Raw genomic sequence first — 20,292 nt, 5'->3', positions numbered from 1 at the left:
CGAAAAAGGGAACAAAAATGCTCAGACGCTCACTCATCAAGGCAGCCGCGCTTGCGGCGTGTGTCGGGACACTCGGTTTCTCGAGCGTCGCCCTGGCGGCCGACAAGGTCAACGTCCAGCTCGACTGGGTGGTGCGCGGCAACCACGCCATGTTCTTCGTCGGCAAGGAGAAAGGCTTCTTCGCCAAGAACGACATCGACGTCGCCGAGATCCGCAAGGGGTCGGGCTCGCCGGACGCCATGCGGCTGGTGGGCAACGAGAACGCTGATTTCGGTTTCGGCGATCTTCCCACGCTCGCCGTCGCGCGGTCGCAGAATGTTCCCGTCGTGGCCTTGGCGGCCGTCAACCAGCACTCGCCGCTGGCGATCATCTCGCTGGCGAAGACGACGAAGCTCACCAAGCCGGCGGATCTCAAGGGTCTCACCATCGGCATTCATCCGGCCGGTTCGACCTACATCTTCTTCAAGGGCTTCCTGGCGGCCAACGGCCTGACCGAGAAGGACATGACGCTGAACAGCGTTTCGCCGCCCTATGAAAGCTATCTGCTTCTGGGCCGGGTCCAGACGGTGGTCGGCTATGTCGATGCCGAGGTTCCCGAACTGGAGGCCAAGGCCGGCGGCCCCGGTTCGCTCAGCATCATGATGGGCTCGGACCATGGCTGGAAGGCCTATGGCTCGGGCCTGTTCACCTCGCAGACAATGATCAAGGACAAGCCCGAAATCGTCGCCCGCTTCGTCAAGGCGTACAGGGAGGCCTTCGACTATGTCGTGGCGCACCCCGAAGAGGCAGCCGAGATCACCGCCAAGGCCGCACCCGGCTACGCCGACAAGAAGGATGTGCTTCTGGCGCAGATCAACGCCGACATCGCGTCGACCTTCACCAGCCCGGACACCAAGGAACACGGCCTCGGCTGGATGACGAAGACGCAATGGGAGGAAACGCTGAAGACGCTTACCGATCAGGGCGTGCTCAAGGCGGCCTTGTCGGCGGACGACGTCTTCACCGACAAGTTCCTGGCCAAGGAATAGGCCGCGCCATGTCGCGGGCAAACGGATCGATGAGCGCCTACCGGCAGACCAGCGTGTCCTGCTCCACGCCGCAGGACACGGCGCGCGCTCCCTTGGCCGCGTCGGTGGGCTCAAGCGTGATCTGCACGCGGGTGGCGTATGCGCGGCCCGACAGGCCGCACCACAGCCGCTCGACCGGCAGGTTCTCGCGCTTGTCGTTGAGGATCGTGAACGTGCCGGTCTTGGCATCGAACCAGAGCTCGACGCGGGCGCTCTTGCCCGCCTCGACCGTCGCGATCCCTGCCGAATACCAGTGGGCGAAGTCGGCATTGCAGGACAGCCCTTCCTTGCCCGCATTCGAAATCGTCAACGGCACCATGTCGAGCCCGTCGGTGCCCTTGCGGACGATGACATGATGCAACTCGACCGCGTTGGCAAAGGATGTGAACGCCAGCGCCACAGGGAGAATGTAACGGATCTTCACTTTGCCTGAGCTCCATGGGTAAATTTTCTCAGGCAGTCTACCTCGCTTCTGCGCAATAACAACAAGAATATTGATTGGCAAATCAACGGAGAGGGTAACATGTTAAAGATTCTAAAAAGCAGTGTAAGTGCAGTTATACTTAGCGGTATCTTGATTGGTGGCGCTCTTGCAGGTGAAATCAAGTCGATCGCCATCCTGACGCCCGAAGAAGGCACCGATTACGGCTGGAACCAGCAAGGCATCGACGCCGCCAAGGCGGCTGGCAAAGCCGCCGGCGTCGATGTGGTCGTGGCCCAGGGCCTCGGCTATGGCGACGTTCGTCCGACCTTGCGCGAACTTGCGTCAGACGGCGCCAGCCTGCTGATCGCCCACGCCAGCGGCTACAACACCTCGGCGCCTGAAATCGCCAAGGAGTTGAAGGTTCCGGTGGCGATCGTCGACACGCCGAACGGCCTGGAGAAGGGCCTCGTTGCCGATTACACGCTGAGCGGCCACCAGGGCGCCTATCTCGCCGGCCGTCTCGCCGCCAAGGTGTCGCGTTCCAAGTCCGTCGGCATCGTCGTCTCGGGCGAACCGCCATCATGGAATTCGCAGTCGGCGGCGTTCGCGCAAGGCGTGAAGGCGGAAAACCCGGACGTCAAGATCACCTATGCGGTGATCGGACCGGCCGCCTACAGCGATGCGGCCGGCGGCAAGCGCGTCACCGAAAGCGTGATCGCCTCGGGCGCCGACATCATCTTCGGCCAGGGCAACGGTTCGAGCTTCGGCATGCTGCAGGCGGTCGAAACGACTAAGGCAGCGGATGGCGGCAAGGTCTATTTCATCGACGTCATCGGTGACAAATCGCCGATCGACAAGGGCTTCCTGCTGTCGTCGGTGGTGTGGAACATCGAGCCGGTCTATGCGGCCATGATCGCCGACATCAAGGCCGACACGTTCGGCACCAAGCACTACACGATCGGTCTCAAGGACGACTCGGTGAAGCTGCTGAAAACCGCTGCCATTCCGGACAATGTCTGGGCCGAAATCCAGACGCTGCGCGAAGACGTCATTTCCGGCAAGATCAAGGTCGATCCGGTCTATGACGCGGCCGCTGTCAGGGCGCTGATGACCAGCGTCGCCCAGTAAGCGATCACGGGTCAGCCGCCGGAGGGGTGATCCGTTCGCCCCTCCGGCCGATTACCATTCTTTGGTGCAGGGCTTTCATGAGCGGTTCTTCTTCATCGTCCGTTGTCGGGCGCGACATCGTCGCGCTTGAAGGCGTGACCAAGCGGTTTCCCGGCATTGTTGCCAATGACAGCGTCGACCTGTCGATCCGTCCCGGCGAGGTGCATGTGCTGCTCGGCGAGAACGGCGCGGGAAAATCCACTTTGATCGGCATGCTGTCGGGCCTGCAGCAGCCGGACGAAGGGCGCATACTGGTCGACGGCAAGCCAACGCCGATCACATCGCCGCGCCATGCGCTGGCGCTGGGCATCGGTACTGTCTTCCAGCACATGATGCTGGTGCCGACGCTGACGGTGGCGGAAAACCTGTTGCTTGGCGGACCCTGGTGGCAACGCCCCAGGACCGAGGAGCTCGAAGCGCGCGTCGCCGAGATCACCCGCAGTCTCGGCATCACGGTGAAGCTGCATGCCAAGGTGTCGGAGCTTTCGCTTGGCGAGCAGCAGCAGGTCGAAATCCTGCGCGCCATGGTGCGCAACAGCCGGCTGCTGATCCTCGACGAGTCCACCTCCATGCTGACGCCGAAAGGCATCGACGAACTTGGCGCGCTGATGCGTCGCCTCGTCGAGCAGGGCCTGGCCATCGTCTTCATCACCCACAAGCTCAAGGAGGCGGCGGCCTTCGGCGACCGCATCTCGGTGCTGAAGCTCGGCCGCAAGGTCGGCGAGATCCCACCCGAGCGGTTTCGCGCGCTGGGCGAACAGGCGATCATCTCGGAGATCGTGGAACTGATGTTCGGCAAGCAGAAGGACGATCCGGAAGCTGTCGAGCGTCCGGTCCGTACAGTGCGGGCCGAAGCGGCGCCGCTGCTTCAGGTCGCGGATCTGGCGGTCGCGCCGACCGACAATGCGCCCGGCCTGTCGTCGATCTCCTTCGACATCCGCCCGGGCGAGATCCTGGGCATCGCCGGCATCGACGGCAACGGGCAGAAGCAGCTGGCCGAAGCGCTGGCCGGCCAGCGCGCGGCGACCGGCGGTTCGGTGCGGCTGGAGGGCATCGCCATCGAGGCGCTGAGCGTCGGCGAACGCCGTCGGCGCGGACTGCGTTATCTGACCGACGACCGGCTCGGCGAAGGCACTGTCGGCACCTTCCCGGTTTCGATCAACTTCTTCCTCAAACAGGTCGGCGCTGCGCCGTTCTGGCGCCACGGCGTCGAGCAGCGTGGCGAAATCGACGAGCGCGCCGCCCAGCTCGTGCGCGAATACGACGTGCGCACGCCAAGCCTGAAGACGCCGGTCGCCCGGCTGTCCGGCGGCAACATCCAGAAGGTGCTTCTGGCACGCGAACTGGCCGAAGGCGCCAAGGTGGTGATCTTCAACAAGCCGACCTATGGGCTCGATCTCGCCAACACATTGGCGTCGCGCCAACGCATCCGCGATACGGCGGCCCGCGGCCTTGCCGTGCTGCTCATCTCCACCGACCTCGAGGAGTTGCTCAGCATGTGCGACCGCGTCGCCGTCATCGCCAACGGAGCGATCGTCGGCACGGTCGAGAACACGGACGATGCCCGCACCAGGATCGGCCGCCTGATGATCGGACTTGCCGCATGAGCATCGACACCGCCCCCACCACCAGTGCCGCCGCGCTCGATGCCACGAGCGCGGCGGCGACGCGTCGCGACATCCTGCATCGGCTGCTGATGACGCTCGGCCCGATCCTCATCGCTCTCGTCATAGCCGGCTGCATCCTGCTTGCCGTCGGCGTCGACCCGCTCGCCTATTACGGCTTCGTGCTGGAGAAAGGACTGTTCTCCCCGCTCGGCATCCAGCAAACGCTGACCCGGATGGCGCCGTTGCTGTTTCTTGCCGCCGGCCTGATCGTCGCCTTTCGCGCGGGCATGTGGAATCTCGGCGGCGACGGCCAGTTCCTGCTTGGCGCGGTGACGGCGGCGGCCAGCGCGCCCGTACTCGTTCAGATCATGCCGTCCTGGCTGGCGCAGACCTTTTCTTTCCTCATCGCCATGGCGGTGGCGATGATCTGGTCGCTGGTGCCGGCTCTGCTGCGTGCCTATCAGGGCGTCAACGAGATCATCACCACGCTGATGATGACGTTCCTGGGCACCTCGCTCGCCAATGTTCTGGTCAAACTGGTGTTTCGCGATCCCAGCACGACCGTGCCGCAGACACGTACGCTGCCGGTGGAAGACCGGCTGCCGCGCCTGTTCGAAACGACCATCACCAGCGGCCTGCTGCTCGGCCTGGCGGCGATCATCATCGTGCATCTGGCGATGACGCGCACGGCGTTCGGGCTGAAGCTCCGGATCGTCGGCGCCAATCCGCGCGCCGCGGTCCATGCGGGGCTCGGCGTGTCTGGCCTGACCGTCACTGTTTTCGCCATTTCGGCCGGGCTGGCCGGCCTTGCCGGCGCCGTCGACATCATCGGCGTCCAGGGTAACGTCCGCGCCGACTGGAATCCCGCCTACGGGCTGGCGGTCATTCCGGCCGTGTTCCTCGCCCGCATGAACGGCTTTGCCGCCATCGGTTTCGTGTTCCTGCTCTCGGTGCTGTCGATCGGCGGCGAGAGTGCGGCCCGGCGGCTCGGTGTGCCCAATCATTTCACGCTGGTGCTGGTCTCCATCGTGCTGATCGTGCTGGCGCTCGCCGAATATGTCGACCATCGCTACAACCAGTCGAGAAAGGCTTAGGGCATGACCGGGCTCTTCAGCGAAGTCTTTCTCAGTGCGCTGCTGTTCGGCGCCGTCACCGCGGCGATCCCGCTGCTGCTGGCCGGCCTCGGCGAGCAGATGTCGGAAAAAGCCGGCGTGCTCAACATCGGTATCGAAGGCATGATGCTGGCCGGCGCCTATCTCGGCTTCGTCGGCGCCTTCTATTCCGGGTCGTTGTGGCTGGGCTTCCTTACAGGTGCCGCCGGCGGCGTCGCGGTGGCGCTGATCATGGTGCTGCTGTGCGTGCGCATCGGGCTGAACCAGATCGTCATCGGCATCGCGCTGACGCTCGGTCTAGAAGGCCTGACGGCACTGCTTCATCATTTCCAATTCTCGCGCAGCTATCCCCGCCTGCCGGCGGCGGACGCTACCGTCATTCCGCTGTTGTCGGATATTCCTGTCGTCGGGCCGGCCTTCTTCAAACACCATCTGATCGTCTATCTGGCGGTCGCGCTGGTGTTCGGCATGGGCTATCTCTATCGGCGCACGCAGCTCGGCCTCAATCTGCAGGCGGCCGGCGACAAGCCGGCAGCACTCGATGTCGCCGGTATCGACGTCATCAGGACCCGGACGATCGCGGTGCTGACGACCGGCGCGCTGGCCGGGCTCGGCGGCGCCTATCTCGCCAATGTCGGGGCCGGCCTGTTCATTCCGTTCATCACCAATGGCGCCGGCTTTCTCGGCATCGTGCTGGCCATGCTGGCGCGCGGCCGCCCGGTCTGGGTGCTGTTCGGCGCCCTGCTGTTCGGCGTCTGCCTGTCGCTGACGACGGCCATGCAGGTGGCCGGCATCAACATACCGACCGACGTCATCCAGATGCTGCCGTTCCTGGCGGTGATGATCATGCTGGTGTTGTTCGGCCGGCGTGCCAGCCTTCCGGCGGCACTAGGCATTCCATACGAGCGCGGCGCGCGCTGACCACAATCAGATGCGCGGAAGGGACCCGCGCCAAACAGGAGGCAAGAATGTCGGATACCAAGGTCTACCTGCTCGACGGCGGCTCGCTCGTTCTCGACGGCTATCACGTGTTCTGGAATCGCGGCCCGGGCGGCGAAGTGCGCTTCCCCGTCTATTCGATCCTGATTGAGCATGCCGAGGGCCGGTTCCTCATCGACACCGGCTACGACTACGATCACGTCATGAAGGTGCTGCCCTTCGAGAAGCCGATCCAGGAAAAGCACCAGACCATTCCTGGCGCGCTTGCGCTGCTCGGGCTCGAACCCAAGGACATCGACGTCGTCGTCAACTCGCATTTCCATTTCGACCATTGCGGCGGCAACAAGTATTTTCCGCATGCCAAGAAGATCTGCCATCGCTCGGAAGTGCCGCAGGCGTGCAATCCGCAGCCTTTCGAACATCTTGGCTATTCCGACCTGAGCTTCTCGGCGGAGGCCGCCGAAGCGCGTGGCGCGACCGCGCAACTGCTGGAAGGCACGACGCGCGCCAACTCGACCTTCGAGGGCATCGACGGCGACGTCGATCTCGCCAAGGGCGTCAAGCTGATCTCGACACCAGGCCATTCGATCGGCCACTACAGTCTGCTGGTCGAGTTCCCCAAGCGCAAGCCGATCCTATTCACCATCGACGCCGCCTACACCCAGAAGAGCCTGGAGACGCTGTGCCAGGCGGCCTTCCACATCGACCCGGTGGCGGGAGTCAATTCGATGCGCAAGGTGAAGAAGCTCGCCGAGGACCATGGCGCCGAGCTGATGTACTCGCACGACATGGACAACTTCAAGACCTACAGGACCGGCACGCAATTCTACGGCTGACCGCCGCCAATCCGGAGACAAGATGATGCCCTATCCCGAACACGCCGATCCGGTCATCACCCTGACCGCGGGGCCGGTGAACGCCTATCCAGAAGTGCTGCGCGGCCTCGGCCGCACGGTGCTTTATGATTACGATCCTGCGTTCCAGCTCTTCTACGAGCGTGTGGTCGACAAGGCGCAGAAGGCGATGCGGCTGTCGAACAAGCCGGTCATCCTGCATGGCGAACCGGTGCTCGGCCTCGAGGCGGCGGCGGCGTCACTGATCGCGCCTGATGACGTCGTGCTCAACCTTGCCTCGGGCGTCTACGGCAAGGGCTTCGGCTTTTGGGCGAAACGGTACTCGCCGCATCTGCTCGAGATCGAGGTGCCCTACAATGAGGCGATCGACCCGCAGGCGGTCGCCGGCATGCTCAAGGCGCATCCGGAAATCACCATCGTCTCGGTCTGTCATCACGACACCCCGTCCGGCACCATCAATCCGATCGACGCCATCGGTGAGCTGGTTTCGGCGCATGGCGGTTATCTCATCGTCGACGCGGTCTCGTCCTTTGGCGGCATGAAGACGCATCCAGAAGACTGCAAGGCCGATATCTATGTCACCGGCCCCAACAAATGCCTGGGCGCTCCTCCCGGCCTCACCATGATGGGCGTCAGCGAGCGGGCCTGGGCCAAGATGAAGGCCAATCCCCTGGCGCCGCGCGCATCGATGCTCAGCATCGTCGATTGGGAAAACGCCTGGTCGAGGGACAAGCCGTTTCCGTTCACGCCGTCGGTCTCGGAGATCAACGGGCTCGATGTCGCGCTCGATCTCTACCTCAATGAGGGACCGGAGGCGGTGTGGGCGCGCCACGCGCTCACCGCCAGGGCCATGCGCGCGGGCGTCACCGCGATGGGCCTGGCGATCTGGGCCGCCAGCGACAGCATCGCGTCGCCAACGACTACCGCCGTTCGCACCCCCGACGGTGTCGACGAGAAGGCGCTTCGCCAGGCCGCGCGCGCCCGCTACGGCGTGGTGTTTTCGTCGGGCCGCGGCGAGACATTGGGGAAGCTGACGCGCATCGGCCATATGGGGCCGACCGCCCAGCCGATCTATGCGATCGCGGCGCTGACGGCACTTGGCGGCGCCATGAATGCCGCCGGCCAGAAACTCGCAATCGGAAAAGGCATCGAAGCGGCGCTGGCCGTTGTCGACGCCGACGCCTGAACAGACATCACCAGATCACGGATTGAGGGAGCATTTTCATGACTGAACGGCTTGCGGGAAAGACGGCCCTGGTTACCGGCGCCGCACAGGGTATCGGCAAGGCGATCGCCGCGCGGCTTGCCGCCGACGGGGCAACCGTCATCCTCAGCGACATCAACGCCGAAGGCGCCAAGGCTGCCGCCGCGTCGATCGGCGGGAAGGCGAGGGCGATCGCCTCCGACATTTCCGATCCGGCCTCGGTCAAGGCACTCTTCGCCGAAATCCAGGCTCTGACCGGAGGGATCGATATCCTGGTCAACAATGCCAGTATCGTGCCGTTCGTCGCCTGGGACGACGTCGATCTCGACCATTGGCGCAAGATCATCGACGTCAATCTCACGGGGACCTTCATCGTCACCCGCGCCGGCACGGACCAGATGCGCGCGGCAGGCAAGGCCGGGCGGGTGATCAGCATCGCTTCCAACACCTTCTTTGCCGGCACACCGAACATGGCGGCCTATGTCGCGGCCAAGGGCGGCGTGATCGGTTTCACCCGGGCGCTGGCCACCGAACTCGGCAAATACAACATCACCGCGAATGCGGTGACGCCCGGCCTGATCGAGAGCGATGGCGTCAAGGCGAGCCCGCACAACGAGGCGTTCGGCTTTGTCGAAATGCTGCAGGCGATGAAGGGCAAGGGGCAGCCGGAACATATCGCCGATGTGGTTTCGTTCCTGGCCTCCGACGATGCGCGCTGGATCACCGGCCAGACGCTGAATGTCGACGCCGGGATGGTCAGGCACTAAGTCAGACAGCGGCTGCTCAGCCCCGCGATGCAACCGGCGGCCGTAACCATGGCCGCCCGTCGCATCTGCCAGGCTCAGGCGGCGGACCTTGCAATCACACCGGGTTGCCTCGACCATTGGGCATACCAGCTGTCGAACAGTTTGAGCTGCGCTTCGGCATAGCCGCGCTGGCTGTCGGTCAGGGCATCCGTGTCGTTGAAGTGCAGCAGGTACTCGGGATTACCCTTCAGCACCATCATGTGCTTGAAATAGAGCACCAGGTCTGGGCCTTCGTCGAAGGAGGACAGCACGGCGAGCGCGGCGTCCAGTTCCAGCGCGCGCTGGCGGGCCTCGGCGTCGCCCTTGGCTGCCGCCTGGCTCAAGCCCACAAGGTGCAGCACTTCCTTTGGCAGGACGTTGCCGATGCCGGTGATGGCGCCGGACGCGCCGCAATTGACGAAACCGTGGAAGACCGCTGTGTCGACGCCGATCATCAGCGTGACCTCATCGTCGCGGCTGGTGATGTTTTCCGCCGCGTAGCGCAGATCCGACGGGCCGCCGAACTCCTTGAAGCCGACCAGGTTCGGATGTTCGGCGCGCAGGGCGAAGAACAGGTCCGCACGTGTGGCAAAGCCGTAATAGGGGCTGTTGTAGATGACCGCCGGCAGGTCGGGCGCGGCGGCAAGAATTGCCTTGAAGTGATGGCGCTGCGCCGTCACCGAGGGCCCGCGCGACAAGACACGCGGGATCACCATCAGGCCCCGGGCGCCGACCTTCTGGGCGTGCGCCGCATGCGCGACGGCCTTGGCGGTGTTGACCGCGCCGGTGCCGACGATCACCGGCACGCCGGCCTTCGCCAGGCGCTCGACGCCTTCCATGCGCTGCTCGTCGGTCAGGAGCGGCCAGTCGCCCATCGAGCCGCAATAGACCACAGCCGACATGCCGGCCGCGATCAGCTCTCGTCCCTTGCGCACCAGCGCGTCGAAGTCGGGCTGGCGGTCCTGCGTGCATGGGGTCATCAACGCCGGCATGCAGCCGGAAAAAACATTAGAGGTCATTTCGGATTCTCCTTGAGGCTTGCACGCGGATTGATCAGTTTGTCCCGAAGCGGCACGGCTTGCCAAGCAAAATAGTCGTGGCCGCCAGGGACCAACGCAGGAACAGCAATGCGCAGCAAAACCAGCATTCGTGTCGTCGGCTGTCATGCCGAAGGTGAAGTCGGCGACGTCATCATCGGCGGTGTCCTGCCGCCGGCTGGCCGCACGATGATGGACAAGATGATCACGATGGAGCGCGATCATGACCATATCAGGCGCATGCTGATCTGCGAGCCGCGCGGCAGCGTCGCGCGCCACGTCAACCTGCTCGTTCCGTCGACGCGCGAGGATTGCGCCGCCGGCGCCATCATCATGGAGCCGACAGAATATCCGCCGATGTCCGGATCCAACACGATCTGCGTCGCCACGGTGCTGCTCGAGACCGGCATGGTGCCGATGCAGGAGCCCGAGACGCGCTTCAAGCTCGACATGCCGGGTGGCGTCATCGAGGTGCGCGCGCAATGCCGCGACGGCAAATGCGTCTCGATCACGTTGCGCAACGCACCCGCCTTTGCCGAACGTCTCGACGCTGCCATCGAGGTCGAGGGGCTGGGCACGCTCATCGTCGACATCGCCTATGGCGGCATGTTCTACGCCATCGTCGATGCCAAGGCGCTCGGCTTCTCGGTCGCCCCCGACGAGGCGCGCGAACTGGCGGTGGCCGGCGAGAAGATCAGGCGGGCCGCGCGCGGGCAGCTCGATGTCGTGCATCCGCAATTCGACCATGTGCGCGGTGTGTCGATCGTCCAGTTCGCCATGCCGTTCCAGGGGCCGGGCAATGTCACGCGCAACACCTGCATTGTCTCGCCGGGCCGCTCCGACCGCAGCCCGACCGGAACGGGTACGTCGGCCCGCATGGCCGTGCTGCAGGCGCGCGGCATGATGGGCGTTGGCGACGTGTTGATCCACGAATCGATCATCGGCTCGCGCTTCACCGGCAGGATCGTGGAGCTGACGGAAATTGCTGGGCGCAAGGCCATCGTTCCGGAGATCACCGGCCGGGCCTGGATTACAGGCGAGCACAGCTACTATCTCGATCCGACCGATCCCTATCCCCAAGGCTACGTGCTGTCGGATACCTGGGGCACCTCCACCTCGGTGAAGCAGTAGGCCGAAGCCGGCAATTCACTGGACTGGCGGGTTCTCGCCAAGCCAGAATGGCCTCAACGGCGGCATGCCCGTCATATCAGTACCTGGTGAGAATTCACGCATGAACATGGATGGTATCTGCGATCCGCGCTTTGGTGCCGTGCGCGCGGCGTTTGCCGAGTGTTTCGTCGAGGGGCTGGAACATGGCGGTGGCGTATCCGTCGTCGTCCACGGCAAGACTGTCGTTGACCTGTGGGGCGGTCATGCCGATGCCGCGCGAACCCGCCCGTGGCGGCAGGATACGCTGATCAATGTCTGGTCCTGCACCAAGGGCGTCGTGGCGCTGGCGATTGCAATGTTGGTGGAGCGCGGCAGGCTGGACTATGCCGCACCCATTGCCCGTTACTGGTCGGAATTCGCGGCCGGCGGCAAGGAGCGCATCACGCTCGACCAGGTGATGTCGCACCAGGCGGGGTTGAATGGTCTTGCCGTGCCGATGGACGAGGCGGGTATGTTCGCCTGGACGCCCTTTGTCGACGCGCTTGCGGCCATGCCGCCGCTCTGGGAGCCCGGCAGCCGCTGCATCTATCACGCGCTTACCTACGGTCATCTTGCTGGCGAAGTGCTGCGACGCGTCGACGGACGAAGCATCGGCCGCTTCATCGGCGAAGAGATCGCGGGCCCGCTCGGAGCCGATTTTCATGTCGGTCTGCCGGCCGGTGAGGATTCCAGGGTCGCCGAGATGATCGAAGGCCCCGGTGCCTCGGACTGGGTCGACTTTGTCCGCGCCTCGCCCTTTCCCCACGCAGCCGACAATCCGGCGCCCCGTGCATTGGCCCCCAACGACCGCGTCTGGCGCGCCGCCGAGGTGCCGGGCGGCAATGGCCAGTCGACGGCGCACGCACTGGCGCGTATTTACGGCATGATGGCAGCCGGTGGCGTCTGGGAGGGCCATCCACTGATCGGCCGCGCGGCAATCGAAGCGGCGGCGCGTCAGCGTGTTCGCGGCACGGACGAAAGCTTCGCCGCACCCACCGCCTTCGCCGCCGGCTATCAGATGGAAGATCCGGTCTATGGCGGCCGTGCGTCGCCGCAAACGTTCGGCCACACCGGCTGGGGCGGCGCCATCGGCTTTGCCGATCCCGGTGCCGGCGTCGGTTTCGGCTACGTCACCAACCGCATGCTGGGTTTTGACGACATGGACCCGCGCCGCAAGATGTTGATCGAAGCCGTATACAACTCGCTCTGACTGAATGGCTGAGAGCCAGCCGGGTCGTTCGGGATTGTAGGCCCATCCTTCCGATGGAAGACACATAGCTCCCTCGCTATCCCCCGGCGTTCCAACAAAAGCTGTGGCTAATCCCTCTCCTGCGCCTTCGCAAATATCCGCATCACGCCACCATCTGTAGTAGTCTCGGCCTGAAACCCCGGCTGAGAATCAGCCGGGGCGGCGGGTGGTTGATTGTGGCGACATTCAACGCGCAATTTCTGGACTTTTTCGACTGGTGGCTCGATGAGCTGCGAGAGGTCTGGACGCGGGTTGTTCCCAGGAAAGAGCAAGTGTCCGCCGCCGACTGGATCGTCAGCCTGGCGGATGACGGCATTCGTGTGCGCGAGGCCAAGGCGCCGGAGTTCCAGTCGATCCCGCTGACGCTGACGGCTTCCTCCGACGAGATACTGGCACTGCTCCAAGGCGGGTCTCGGCGCAGGCGGCCGAGCTTCGATATCAGCATCCAGCCAGGCCTGTTCCTGCCCCGCCATCTCGCGGCGCGGCGGTTGCCGGTTCGGCAGGCACGCGACATGGCCGAACTCGACCTTATGGCTTCGACGCCGATCGACCCGGCGCAGGTGCATGTCGTCTTCGCCGCGACGGCGGCGCAGGACAGCGTCTACCACGTCGTCAAGGCCAAGACGCTTGCCGCCGTGCTGGACGCGGTCCGCCGCGCCGGCGGGTGCGTTCGCTGCCTGTCGCTGTCGCACCCGGCCGGCACGCTGCGCGCCGATCCGCTGAGCCTCGCCGCCATCTGGCCGCCGACGGCGCGTGACCGGCGTGCCAGGACCGCCTGGATTGCGGCCCTTTCGGTGCTGGCCGGGGCCGTGTTGGTGACCTTCGTGCATGCGCATTGGCGCGCCTGGCAGGCCGAGGCTGAACTGGATACGCAGATCGCCGATGCGCAGGTGCTGGCCAAGGCGGCGCGCACCTCGCTGCAGAAGCGCCAGGCCGGCATTGAGCGGATCGAAAAGATCCGCCTGGAAAAGAAGACGACGGCATCGCTGGTGCGCGTATGGGCCGAGCTGACGCATCTGCTGCCCGACACGGCCTGGCTGACCGATCTCTCGGCCAAGGGCGACGACCTGACCATATCAGGTTTTTCCACCTCGGCCGCCGAGCTGATCCAGCCGATCGACGCCTCGCCACTGTTTTCGGCGCCCGAATTCGCCTCGCCGGTGGTGAAGGTTCCCGGTCAGGACGGCGAGCACTTCACCATTTCGGCCAAGATCGGGGCGCTCTGACGATGCTCTCCGCCATCCTCAACACGAGGCCGACGATCCGCCGCCTGATTGCGCTGGCGATCGCCGCGGTCACGGCCTGTGTGCTTGCCTGGCTGGTGTTCGCGGCGTTCGACAGCGTCGCCTCCGCACAGGCTGGGATCGAGGAAAAGCGCGAGCTTCTCGGCCAGCTGCAGAGCGTGGCCGCCCTGGCAAAGCGCCTCGACAGCGCCGCCAGTCCGGAAGCCGCGGCCAATCCCGAATTTCTCACCGGCGGCAGCGAGGCGATCATCCGCGGCGGGCTACAGACCCGGCTGAACGCGATTGCCGCCGCCAATGGGGTCAGCGTGCTGTCCGCCGGCAATGCACCGGTGCTCAGCGAAGCCGGCGTCGATTTCATCGGGCTGCGGGCCAACCTTTCGGGGCCGCTGGAAGGCATCCACAACGCCATTCTCGCCATCGAGACCTCGCTGCCGGTGCTGTTCATCCGCGAAGCCACTTTGCGGACCACCGATGTCAGGCCGGCGGCGGGACGGACCGGCGACCCCGAGCTTTTCGCCGAGATCCTGTTTTACGGGCCTTTGCAAACGCAGATGGCACCCGCCGGGGTCAAGCCATGACCGGGAAATTCACCGGCCTGGCGATTGCGGCGGTGATCGCGGCCCTCGCTTTGGTCAATGTCGCGCTCTACGATACGCCTGTCGACATCACACCTGTGGCCTCCGGCAAGGGGCACGATGGCGGCCCAACCTCGGTGGCGGGATCGCTGCAATTTCCCGAAGCCGGCGATTTCAGCGAGACGTTCCAGCGCCCGCTGTTCACGCCGACACGCCGGAAATTCGTGCCCCCGCCGGTCGCGCCGCCTCCGGTGGAGGTTGCCGTTGCGCCGGTCGAGCCGGCGCCGGCGCCACCACCACCCGAAGCCCCACCGGCCGTCGCCCCATCGCTGCTGGGCATCAGCATTCACGGCAGCGCCGCGAAGGCGCTGCTGCGCGTCGCCGGCAGCGAAGCCGCGGTCTGGTATGGCAGTGGCGACACTGTTGACGGCTGGAGGGTGTCGGCGATCGACAAGGATCAGGCCGTGCTGGAGCGGGATGGCAAGCTGGCGCGCATCCCGCTTTATCCGCCATGGAAGAATGCGCCGCCGTCACTCCCGAGCGAACCGCAACTATGAGCGACCGCGCTCCCCATGACAGGGCGGGCACCAACTCGCGGGATGAAAGCGCCCGCAGCGGCTTCTCGCTGGTTGCCGTGCTGGTGTTCATGCTGATCGTCTCGGCGATCGTCGTCCCCTTTGCCGTGACGGCCAAAACACGGTTGATGATCGCCAACAGCGAGGTCGAACAGGAGCGCCTGTCGCTGCTGGCCGAAGGCCTCGGCAATGTGGTCGCGAGCATGTTGACCGGCACCTCCGGCCGGCAACAGTTTCCGCTGGATTCCACGCCGGCATCATGCCGGTCGGCGGGGTTCAGTTTCGCCGTGCGCGTCCAGGATCATGGCGGGCTGATCGATCTCAATGCCGCGGATGACCGCCTGCTGGAGCTTGGCTTCGCGGCGCTCGGCTTCGAGCAGCGGGCGTCGACCGAACTGGCCAAGGCCGCGCTCCGGTTTCGCGACAACGCCAAGCTGTTCGCCGACCTGCCGCGGTCGAGAAGCGCCGTCGGGCCGCCCGAGGACAAGCAGGCGCCGTTCGAATCCGTATCCGAACTGCAGGAGTTTTCGGCACTGTCGTCGATACCCCTGCGGACCTTGAATGGCGTTTTCACGGTCAACTCGAAGCGTGGCACGATCAGCGCCGACCGCGCGCCAGACCGTCTGCGCGCCGCCCTTGCCGGTGGCTCCAGTGCTTCGGTCGTTCAGGCGGTGGCCGATGCGTCCGCCTATACGGTCGAAGTGGTGGTGAGGCGGGACGGCTCCGGCATCGCGGGCGAGGCCGGGTTCATCATCGAAAAATCTCCGACGGGCGCGGCATTCTCGCGCGTCTCCCGGAGCCCGGCCGCCGAAGCCGGCGCATTGCCGCCAGTCGCCGGCACCGCCGGCTGCGAGGTGCTTTTCGGCAATGAGACGGCGCAGATCCTGCGGGGGTGGAGCTCATGAACGCTGCCGTCCAGACGAAGGAGATCGAAGCGTTTCTCGCCTTTCTCGAGGGCGAGAAAGTGCTGACCGCGCATGCCGCCCAACGCGCCTTGGGGGCATCGCGAACTTCGGGACATCCGTTCGATACGGTGATGACGGAACTTGGGCTGATCGGCGAGCAGGAGCTTGCCAGCAGCCTCAGCCGCTACCTCGACGCACCGATGCCGGTCGAGATCCCCGAACAGGTCAGCCCCGAAATGCTGGCAAGCGTGCCGCTGGCCTATCTCCGGGAAAACGCCATCCTGCCGCTGCAGATGGACGCCGAACGGCTTGTCGTCGCCGTGGCGGATCCTTTCTCCTCGGCCACCATCGATGCATTGGCCTTCCACTATGAGCGGACCCTGGCGCTGCGCATCTTGCCAAGGCGCCTGATCGCCGAATGCATCGACCGCATCGAGCAATCAGCGCTGGCTGCCGTTTCGAATGGCGGCAGCAACGGTGAAATCCTGGATTTCGGCCCTGACGACCTCGAGCGCTTGAAGGATTTTGCCCGTGAGGCGCCGATCGTGCGCTTCGTCGCCGAGACCATCCACAAGGCGGTCGACGCGAGAGCCACCGACATCCACATCGAGCCGCTCGAGGACCATGTCCGCATCCGCTTCAGGCATGACGGCATGCTGTCCACCGTCGACACCGCGTCGATCGCGATGCTGTCCGGCATCTCCACCCGCATCAAGATCCTGTCGCGGCTCAACATCGCCGAACGGCGCCTGCCGCAGGACGGGCGCATGCGTATTGCCGTGCGCGGCCGCGACGTCGACCTGCGCGTCTCGGTCATTCCGTCCATTCACGGCGAGGCCATCGTACTGCGCATTCTCGATCGCGCCGGCGTCGAACTGAAGCTGGAGAAGCTTGGCTTCGATGGTGCCGCGCAGGCCAAGATCCGCAACATGTCGCAAGCGGCCAATGGCATCGTGCTGATCACCGGGCCGACCGGCAGCGGCAAGACGACGACGCTCTATTCGATCCTGGCCGAGCGTTCGCGGCCGGACGTCAAGATTTTCACCGTTGAGGATCCGGTCGAGTACCGCATGGCCGGCATCACCCAGTTGCAGGTCAATCCCGCGATCGACCTCGACTTCGCCGCTGCCTTGCGCTCGATCCTGCGCCAGGATCCCGACATCATCCTGCTCGGGGAGATTCGTGATCGCGAAACGGCGCAGGTCGCGGTCCAGGCGGCCTTGACCGGCCATCTCGTGTTCTCGACACTGCACACCAACAGTGCCGCAGGCGCGCTGACGCGCCTGCGCGACATGGGCATCGACGGCTATCTGCTCGGCGCGACGATCCGCGGCGTCATCGCGCAGCGGCTGTTGCGCCGTATCTGCCCGACCTGCCGGGGCGCGGAGCAGACCGGACCGGCCTGCCGCACCTGCAACGGCTCCGGCTACAGCGGCCGTACGGTGACCTATGAAATGCTGCAGGTGTCGCCGCGCATCGCCGAGCTTATCGATCAGGGCGCCGGCGAAATGGAGATCGGCCGCATTGCCGCCGAGGACGACCTCGTGCCGATGTCGGTCCACGCAACCGCGCTTGCCCGATCGCAGGTCACCACCATGGACGAGGTGCGCCGTGTCATCGATCTCGCGGGCGGTGACTGATGCCGGCCTTCGCCTATCGCGCCTACCTGGCCGACGGCTCGACGGAGGCCGGCGTTCTCGATGCGTCGACCAAACAGGACGCCGCCCGCAAATTGGCGCAGCAGGGCCGCCGCTCCTACCATCTTGCGCCGGTGAACAGCGAAAGGCCGCAGCTTCGCCTGCCGGGGCGCAGCGCGCTGACGCTGACCCGCAGGGTCGACCTCAGCCGACTGTTTTCCGAGCTTGCGGTGTTGCTGAACGCCGGTTTCACGGTCGACCGCGCCCTGGGCGCGGTCATTTCCGGCGAAGCCAACCGGCAGCGGCGCCAGCAACTGCAATCGGTGCTCGACCTGACGACCGGCGGCCGGCCGATCGCCGAAGCCTTTGCCGCTCTGCCGGGCATCACCCCGGACGTTGCCGCCTTGCTTGCCAGCGGCGAGCGCAGCGGCAAGATGGCCTTTATCTGCCACCGGCTGGCGGACACGTTCGAGGCGACGGCCAAGCGCCGCGCCGCGATCATCGAGGCGCTCGCCTATCCGGCCTTCCTGCTCCTGGTCATGAGCGGCGCGCTGGTCATTCTGGCAACGATCCTGGTGCCGGCGCTGGAGCCGATCTTCGAGGGCTCATCGGCCCCCAAGCCGTTCACCATGACCATGCTTTCCGCCTTCGGCACGGTGTTCCGCGACTACCCCTTCATTTTCCCGCTGGCTGCGATGCTTGGCCTGCTTTGTTATCTCCTGCTGTCCCGTTCCGCCGGCGCCAGAAGACAGCTTTCGCGCTGGCTGTTGAAGATCCCGCTGATCGGCGCGCTGGTCAGGGACGCCGTGATCGCGCGCTATCTCGAAACGCTTGCGCTGCTGCTCGGCAATGGCGTGGCGATGACCGAGGCGCTTGGCCTTGCCGCCAATGTTTCCAGGCAGAGTTCGCTGGCGGCAAGCTTTGCATCGATCGAAGACAATGTCGCCAATGGCGCCCGCCTGCACGGCGCGATCGTCAAGGCAGGGATTTTCGATCACGCGACAATGTCGCTGGTCTCCCTTGGCGAAGAGGCCAATGCGCTTCCCGTGGTGCTGGATCGCGCCGCCAGGATGCTTCAGCTGACGCTGACGCGGCGGATCGACACCGTGCTGAAGCTGTTGACGCCGGCGCTGACGATTTCGCTCGGTTTTCTCGTCGGCAGCCTGGTCATTTCGGTGATGACGACGATCCTCAGCATCAACGATCTGGCGCTGCAATGACCGCGGCTTCCGGAGCCAACGCACCGGCGGATGCAACAGCAGGATTCACCCTGGTCGAGATGCTGGTGGTGCTGGCGATCATGGCGCTTGTCGCGGCCATCGCCGCACCGGGGCTGGTCAGCCACTATCGCACCAGGAGCCTGGAGACGGTGGCCGGCGACATCACCATGCGGCTGCGCCTGTCGCGCACATCGGCCATCGCCACCGCCCGGCCGAAGCAGGTCCTTGTCGATCTGGGTAGCCGTCTCATCCGTTTCGGCGAACGAGACAGTCTGGCCTTGCCGGACGATGTCAAAATGACCGTCATCACCGGCCGGGAGACTGTCGTCGCCGACCGGCAGACGGTGCTGACCTTCCTTCCCGACGGCCGCGCTTCCGGCATGGACATCACGCTGCAGCAAAAAGGCCGGACCGCGCGCATCGCGGTCAACTGGCTGACAGGGCTTCCGACATGGCGAACCCTGCCGTGACCGGGTCATTGCCCCAACCGTCATCCGAAGATGGATTCTCGATCCTGGAGATGATCGTCGCCATGACGATCCTGGCGCTCGTGCTGGGCATCGCCAGCCAGTCGATCGTGCTGGCCAGCCGCAGCATTGCCGCGGCCAAGCGCCAGGTCGAAGCCGCCAGAACGGTTCGCATGATGCTGGCCGACTACGAGGCCCGGGCACAAACCGCGGCGCAACCCGGCTGGACCCTGAAGACCCGCACGATAGACGTCGCGAAAGCGAAGGTGACCGCTGTTCTCATCGAGAAGCCGGGCGGCGCGTTTCCAAGCGGGTCGTTTCTGACCTTTGTGCCGGCGCAAGGCCCGGCCGCGCCATGAGTTGGCCGCTCTCCCGCACTCGGACGAAGGCCCGCGCCGTTCGCCGTCATCTTGCGCGTGCTGCTTCATTGGGCGTCGATGCGCATCCGCAACCCTCTGCACCGGTGGCGGGTTTTGCGCTCATCGATGTGTTGGTCGGGCTGGCGCTGATCGGCGTCATCACATCGCTGATGATGGTCTTTCTCGGCCAGGCCCGAACGATGATGCGCATCGAAAAGGCAACCGAGTTCCAGATGGAGGCCGATGCCGCATCGCGGTTCCTCGAAACGGCGATCAGCCATGCCGAGCCTTTGCCCCTGTCGAAATCGTCGCCGGACCAGGTGCTCTATCTCAGCGGCGATGCTGCCCGGATCGAGTTCAATGCCGTTCAGGCGATCGGTTTCAAATCCTCCGCATTGCGCGAGATTACCGTGTCGCTTGGCGACGGAGGCCAGACGGGACCCGCCCTGGCCATCGTCCAGAAAACGCGGCGCGGCGGCAAACCCGGCGCAGCGGTGCCCGGCGAACCGGTGCGGCTGATCGGCGGCGTGAGTGCCATGAAATTCGAATATCTCGACAACGCGCTGGCGCCGCCATCATGGCTGCCGGGCTGGAATGCGCCGCGGCGACTGCCCGCCGCCGTGCGCTTCACCCTTTCGGTGGTACGCGATGGCGCGGCCTATTCATCGCGAGGGTTTGCCCGCCTCGATCTGGCCGGCCCCCCTCGCACGAATTGA

The 20,292-nt window shown here is 65.1% G+C and carries 21 protein-coding genes; 19 read left to right on the top strand and 2 right to left on the bottom strand.

Translation table 11 applies throughout. The features are described from left to right. Positions 1–17 precede the first annotated feature (17 nt). Positions 18–1,028, top strand: a complete 1,011-nt coding sequence (locus tag CK227_RS02785; protein WP_095771401.1) for an ABC transporter substrate-binding protein — start codon at positions 18–20, stop codon at positions 1,026–1,028. Between the two features lie 37 nt (positions 1,029–1,065). Here CK227_RS02785 and CK227_RS02780 read toward each other — a convergent pair whose 3' ends face one another. Next, a complete protein-coding gene (locus CK227_RS02780; RefSeq protein ID WP_095771400.1) occupies positions 1,066–1,491 on the bottom strand; it encodes a hypothetical protein in 426 nt (141 codons plus the stop codon). 99 nt (positions 1,492–1,590) lie between these two features. Between CK227_RS02780 and CK227_RS02775 the strand changes: the two genes are divergently transcribed. The 7 genes from CK227_RS02775 (at position 1,591) to CK227_RS02745 (ending at position 9,141) form a co-directional block, all read left to right on the top strand. Then, positions 1,591–2,619 carry a BMP family protein gene (locus tag CK227_RS02775; RefSeq protein WP_095771399.1) on the top strand — a complete coding sequence of 343 codons (1,029 nt, stop codon included), beginning with the start codon at positions 1,591–1,593 and terminating at the stop codon, positions 2,617–2,619. A 77-nt stretch (positions 2,620–2,696) separates the two neighbouring features. After that, positions 2,697–4,265 carry an ABC transporter ATP-binding protein gene (locus CK227_RS02770; RefSeq protein WP_095771398.1) on the top strand — a complete coding sequence of 523 codons (1,569 nt, stop codon included), beginning with the start codon at positions 2,697–2,699 and terminating at the stop codon, positions 4,263–4,265. Then, positions 4,262–5,359, top strand: a complete 1,098-nt coding sequence (locus tag CK227_RS02765) for an ABC transporter permease (RefSeq protein WP_095771397.1) — start codon at positions 4,262–4,264, stop codon at positions 5,357–5,359. Before CK227_RS02770 ends, CK227_RS02765 begins: the two co-directional genes overlap by 4 nt. Positions 5,360–5,362: 3 nt before the next feature. Next, positions 5,363–6,298, top strand: coding sequence for an ABC transporter permease (locus CK227_RS02760; protein WP_095771396.1), 936 nt, complete (start codon positions 5,363–5,365; stop codon positions 6,296–6,298). A 47-nt stretch (positions 6,299–6,345) separates the two neighbouring features. Further along, positions 6,346–7,152: a 4-pyridoxolactonase gene (locus CK227_RS02755; protein WP_095771395.1), complete on the top strand. Its 807-nt coding sequence runs from the start codon at positions 6,346–6,348 to the stop codon at positions 7,150–7,152. Between the two features lie 25 nt (positions 7,153–7,177). Then, positions 7,178–8,356, top strand: coding sequence for an alanine--glyoxylate aminotransferase family protein (locus CK227_RS02750; RefSeq protein ID WP_095771476.1), 1,179 nt, complete (start codon positions 7,178–7,180; stop codon positions 8,354–8,356). A gap of 38 nt (positions 8,357–8,394) precedes the next feature. Continuing rightward, positions 8,395–9,141 (top strand): SDR family NAD(P)-dependent oxidoreductase, encoded by a 747-nt coding sequence (locus tag CK227_RS02745; protein WP_095771394.1) that lies wholly within the window; start codon positions 8,395–8,397, stop codon positions 9,139–9,141. 74 nt (positions 9,142–9,215) lie between these two features. Here CK227_RS02745 and CK227_RS02740 read toward each other — a convergent pair whose 3' ends face one another. After that, positions 9,216–10,178, bottom strand: a complete 963-nt coding sequence (locus tag CK227_RS02740; RefSeq protein ID WP_095771393.1) for a dihydrodipicolinate synthase family protein — start codon at positions 10,176–10,178, stop codon at positions 9,216–9,218. 108 nt (positions 10,179–10,286) lie between these two features. Here CK227_RS02740 and CK227_RS02735 point away from each other — a divergent pair, with 108 nt between their 5' ends. From CK227_RS02735 to CK227_RS02685, 11 genes are all read left to right on the top strand, one after another. Then, positions 10,287–11,327 carry a proline racemase family protein gene (locus CK227_RS02735; protein ID WP_095771392.1) on the top strand — a complete coding sequence of 347 codons (1,041 nt, stop codon included), beginning with the start codon at positions 10,287–10,289 and terminating at the stop codon, positions 11,325–11,327. 100 nt (positions 11,328–11,427) lie between these two features. Further along, entirely contained in the window at positions 11,428–12,555 is a 1,128-nt protein-coding gene (locus CK227_RS02730) for a serine hydrolase domain-containing protein (RefSeq protein ID WP_095771391.1), read from the top strand. 311 nt (positions 12,556–12,866) lie between these two features. Continuing rightward, positions 12,867–13,820: a PilN domain-containing protein gene (locus tag CK227_RS02725; protein WP_245318053.1), complete on the top strand. Its 954-nt coding sequence runs from the start codon at positions 12,867–12,869 to the stop codon at positions 13,818–13,820. 2 nt (positions 13,821–13,822) lie between these two features. Continuing rightward, a complete protein-coding gene (gspM, locus tag CK227_RS02720) occupies positions 13,823–14,416 on the top strand; it encodes a type II secretion system protein GspM (RefSeq protein ID WP_095771390.1) in 594 nt (197 codons plus the stop codon). Further along, positions 14,413–14,970, top strand: a complete 558-nt coding sequence (locus tag CK227_RS02715; protein WP_095771389.1) for a hypothetical protein — start codon at positions 14,413–14,415, stop codon at positions 14,968–14,970. The genes gspM and CK227_RS02715 overlap by 4 nt, the downstream gene beginning before the upstream one ends. Continuing rightward, the gene (locus CK227_RS02710; protein ID WP_095771388.1) at positions 14,967–15,893 is read left to right on the top strand and encodes a hypothetical protein; all 927 of its coding nucleotides are present in this window, start codon (positions 14,967–14,969) and stop codon (positions 15,891–15,893) included. Before CK227_RS02715 ends, CK227_RS02710 begins: the two co-directional genes overlap by 4 nt. Beyond that, positions 15,890–17,533 (top strand): GspE/PulE family protein, encoded by a 1,644-nt coding sequence (locus CK227_RS02705; RefSeq protein WP_095771387.1) that lies wholly within the window; start codon positions 15,890–15,892, stop codon positions 17,531–17,533. The genes CK227_RS02710 and CK227_RS02705 overlap by 4 nt, the downstream gene beginning before the upstream one ends. Beyond that, entirely contained in the window at positions 17,533–18,750 is a 1,218-nt protein-coding gene (locus tag CK227_RS02700) for a type II secretion system F family protein (RefSeq protein WP_095771386.1), read from the top strand. The genes CK227_RS02705 and CK227_RS02700 overlap by 1 nt, the downstream gene beginning before the upstream one ends. Further along, the gene (locus CK227_RS02695) at positions 18,747–19,220 is read left to right on the top strand and encodes a GspH/FimT family pseudopilin (RefSeq protein ID WP_095771385.1); all 474 of its coding nucleotides are present in this window, start codon (positions 18,747–18,749) and stop codon (positions 19,218–19,220) included. The genes CK227_RS02700 and CK227_RS02695 overlap by 4 nt, the downstream gene beginning before the upstream one ends. Continuing rightward, positions 19,202–19,576, top strand: a complete 375-nt coding sequence (locus tag CK227_RS02690) for a prepilin-type N-terminal cleavage/methylation domain-containing protein (protein ID WP_179296366.1) — start codon at positions 19,202–19,204, stop codon at positions 19,574–19,576. Before CK227_RS02695 ends, CK227_RS02690 begins: the two co-directional genes overlap by 19 nt. Next, complete coding sequence (locus tag CK227_RS02685) at positions 19,573–20,292, top strand: general secretion pathway protein GspJ (protein WP_245433471.1); 720 nt, start codon at positions 19,573–19,575, stop codon at positions 20,290–20,292. Before CK227_RS02690 ends, CK227_RS02685 begins: the two co-directional genes overlap by 4 nt.

Source organism: Mesorhizobium sp. WSM4308 (genome assembly GCF_002294905.1).
In the GTDB taxonomy this organism is placed as follows: Bacteria; Pseudomonadota; Alphaproteobacteria; order Rhizobiales; family Rhizobiaceae; genus Mesorhizobium.
Note: the sequence above shows the minus strand (reverse complement) of the source record. Positions and strands in the feature narration are given on the sequence as shown.

Bases quoted from the DNA above. Each gene is read 5' to 3' on its own strand.
- CK227_RS02695 (WP_095771385.1), top strand. From the start codon at position 18,747: ATGACCGCGGCTTCCGGAGCCAACGCACCGGCGGATGCAACAGCAGGA.
- CK227_RS02710 (WP_095771388.1), top strand. From the start codon at position 14,967: ATGAGCGACCGCGCTCCCCATGACAGGGCGGGCACCAACTCGCGGGAT.
- CK227_RS02730 (WP_095771391.1), top strand. From the start codon at position 11,428: ATGAACATGGATGGTATCTGCGATCCGCGCTTTGGTGCCGTGCGCGCG.
- CK227_RS02685 (WP_245433471.1), top strand. From the start codon at position 19,573: ATGAGTTGGCCGCTCTCCCGCACTCGGACGAAGGCCCGCGCCGTTCGC.
- CK227_RS02785 (WP_095771401.1), top strand. From the start codon at position 18: ATGCTCAGACGCTCACTCATCAAGGCAGCCGCGCTTGCGGCGTGTGTC.
- CK227_RS02700 (WP_095771386.1), top strand. From the start codon at position 17,533: ATGCCGGCCTTCGCCTATCGCGCCTACCTGGCCGACGGCTCGACGGAG.
- CK227_RS02760 (WP_095771396.1), top strand. From the start codon at position 5,363: ATGACCGGGCTCTTCAGCGAAGTCTTTCTCAGTGCGCTGCTGTTCGGC.
- CK227_RS02765 (WP_095771397.1), top strand. From the start codon at position 4,262: ATGAGCATCGACACCGCCCCCACCACCAGTGCCGCCGCGCTCGATGCC.
- CK227_RS02750 (WP_095771476.1), top strand. From the start codon at position 7,178: ATGCCCTATCCCGAACACGCCGATCCGGTCATCACCCTGACCGCGGGG.
- CK227_RS02735 (WP_095771392.1), top strand. From the start codon at position 10,287: ATGCGCAGCAAAACCAGCATTCGTGTCGTCGGCTGTCATGCCGAAGGT.
- CK227_RS02770 (WP_095771398.1), top strand. From the start codon at position 2,697: ATGAGCGGTTCTTCTTCATCGTCCGTTGTCGGGCGCGACATCGTCGCG.
- gspM (WP_095771390.1), top strand. From the start codon at position 13,823: ATGCTCTCCGCCATCCTCAACACGAGGCCGACGATCCGCCGCCTGATT.
- CK227_RS02715 (WP_095771389.1), top strand. From the start codon at position 14,413: ATGACCGGGAAATTCACCGGCCTGGCGATTGCGGCGGTGATCGCGGCC.
- CK227_RS02705 (WP_095771387.1), top strand. From the start codon at position 15,890: ATGAACGCTGCCGTCCAGACGAAGGAGATCGAAGCGTTTCTCGCCTTT.
- CK227_RS02690 (WP_179296366.1), top strand. From the start codon at position 19,202: ATGGCGAACCCTGCCGTGACCGGGTCATTGCCCCAACCGTCATCCGAA.
- CK227_RS02745 (WP_095771394.1), top strand. From the start codon at position 8,395: ATGACTGAACGGCTTGCGGGAAAGACGGCCCTGGTTACCGGCGCCGCA.
- CK227_RS02740 (WP_095771393.1), bottom strand. From the start codon at position 10,178: ATGACCTCTAATGTTTTTTCCGGCTGCATGCCGGCGTTGATGACCCCA.
- CK227_RS02775 (WP_095771399.1), top strand. From the start codon at position 1,591: ATGTTAAAGATTCTAAAAAGCAGTGTAAGTGCAGTTATACTTAGCGGT.
- CK227_RS02755 (WP_095771395.1), top strand. From the start codon at position 6,346: ATGTCGGATACCAAGGTCTACCTGCTCGACGGCGGCTCGCTCGTTCTC.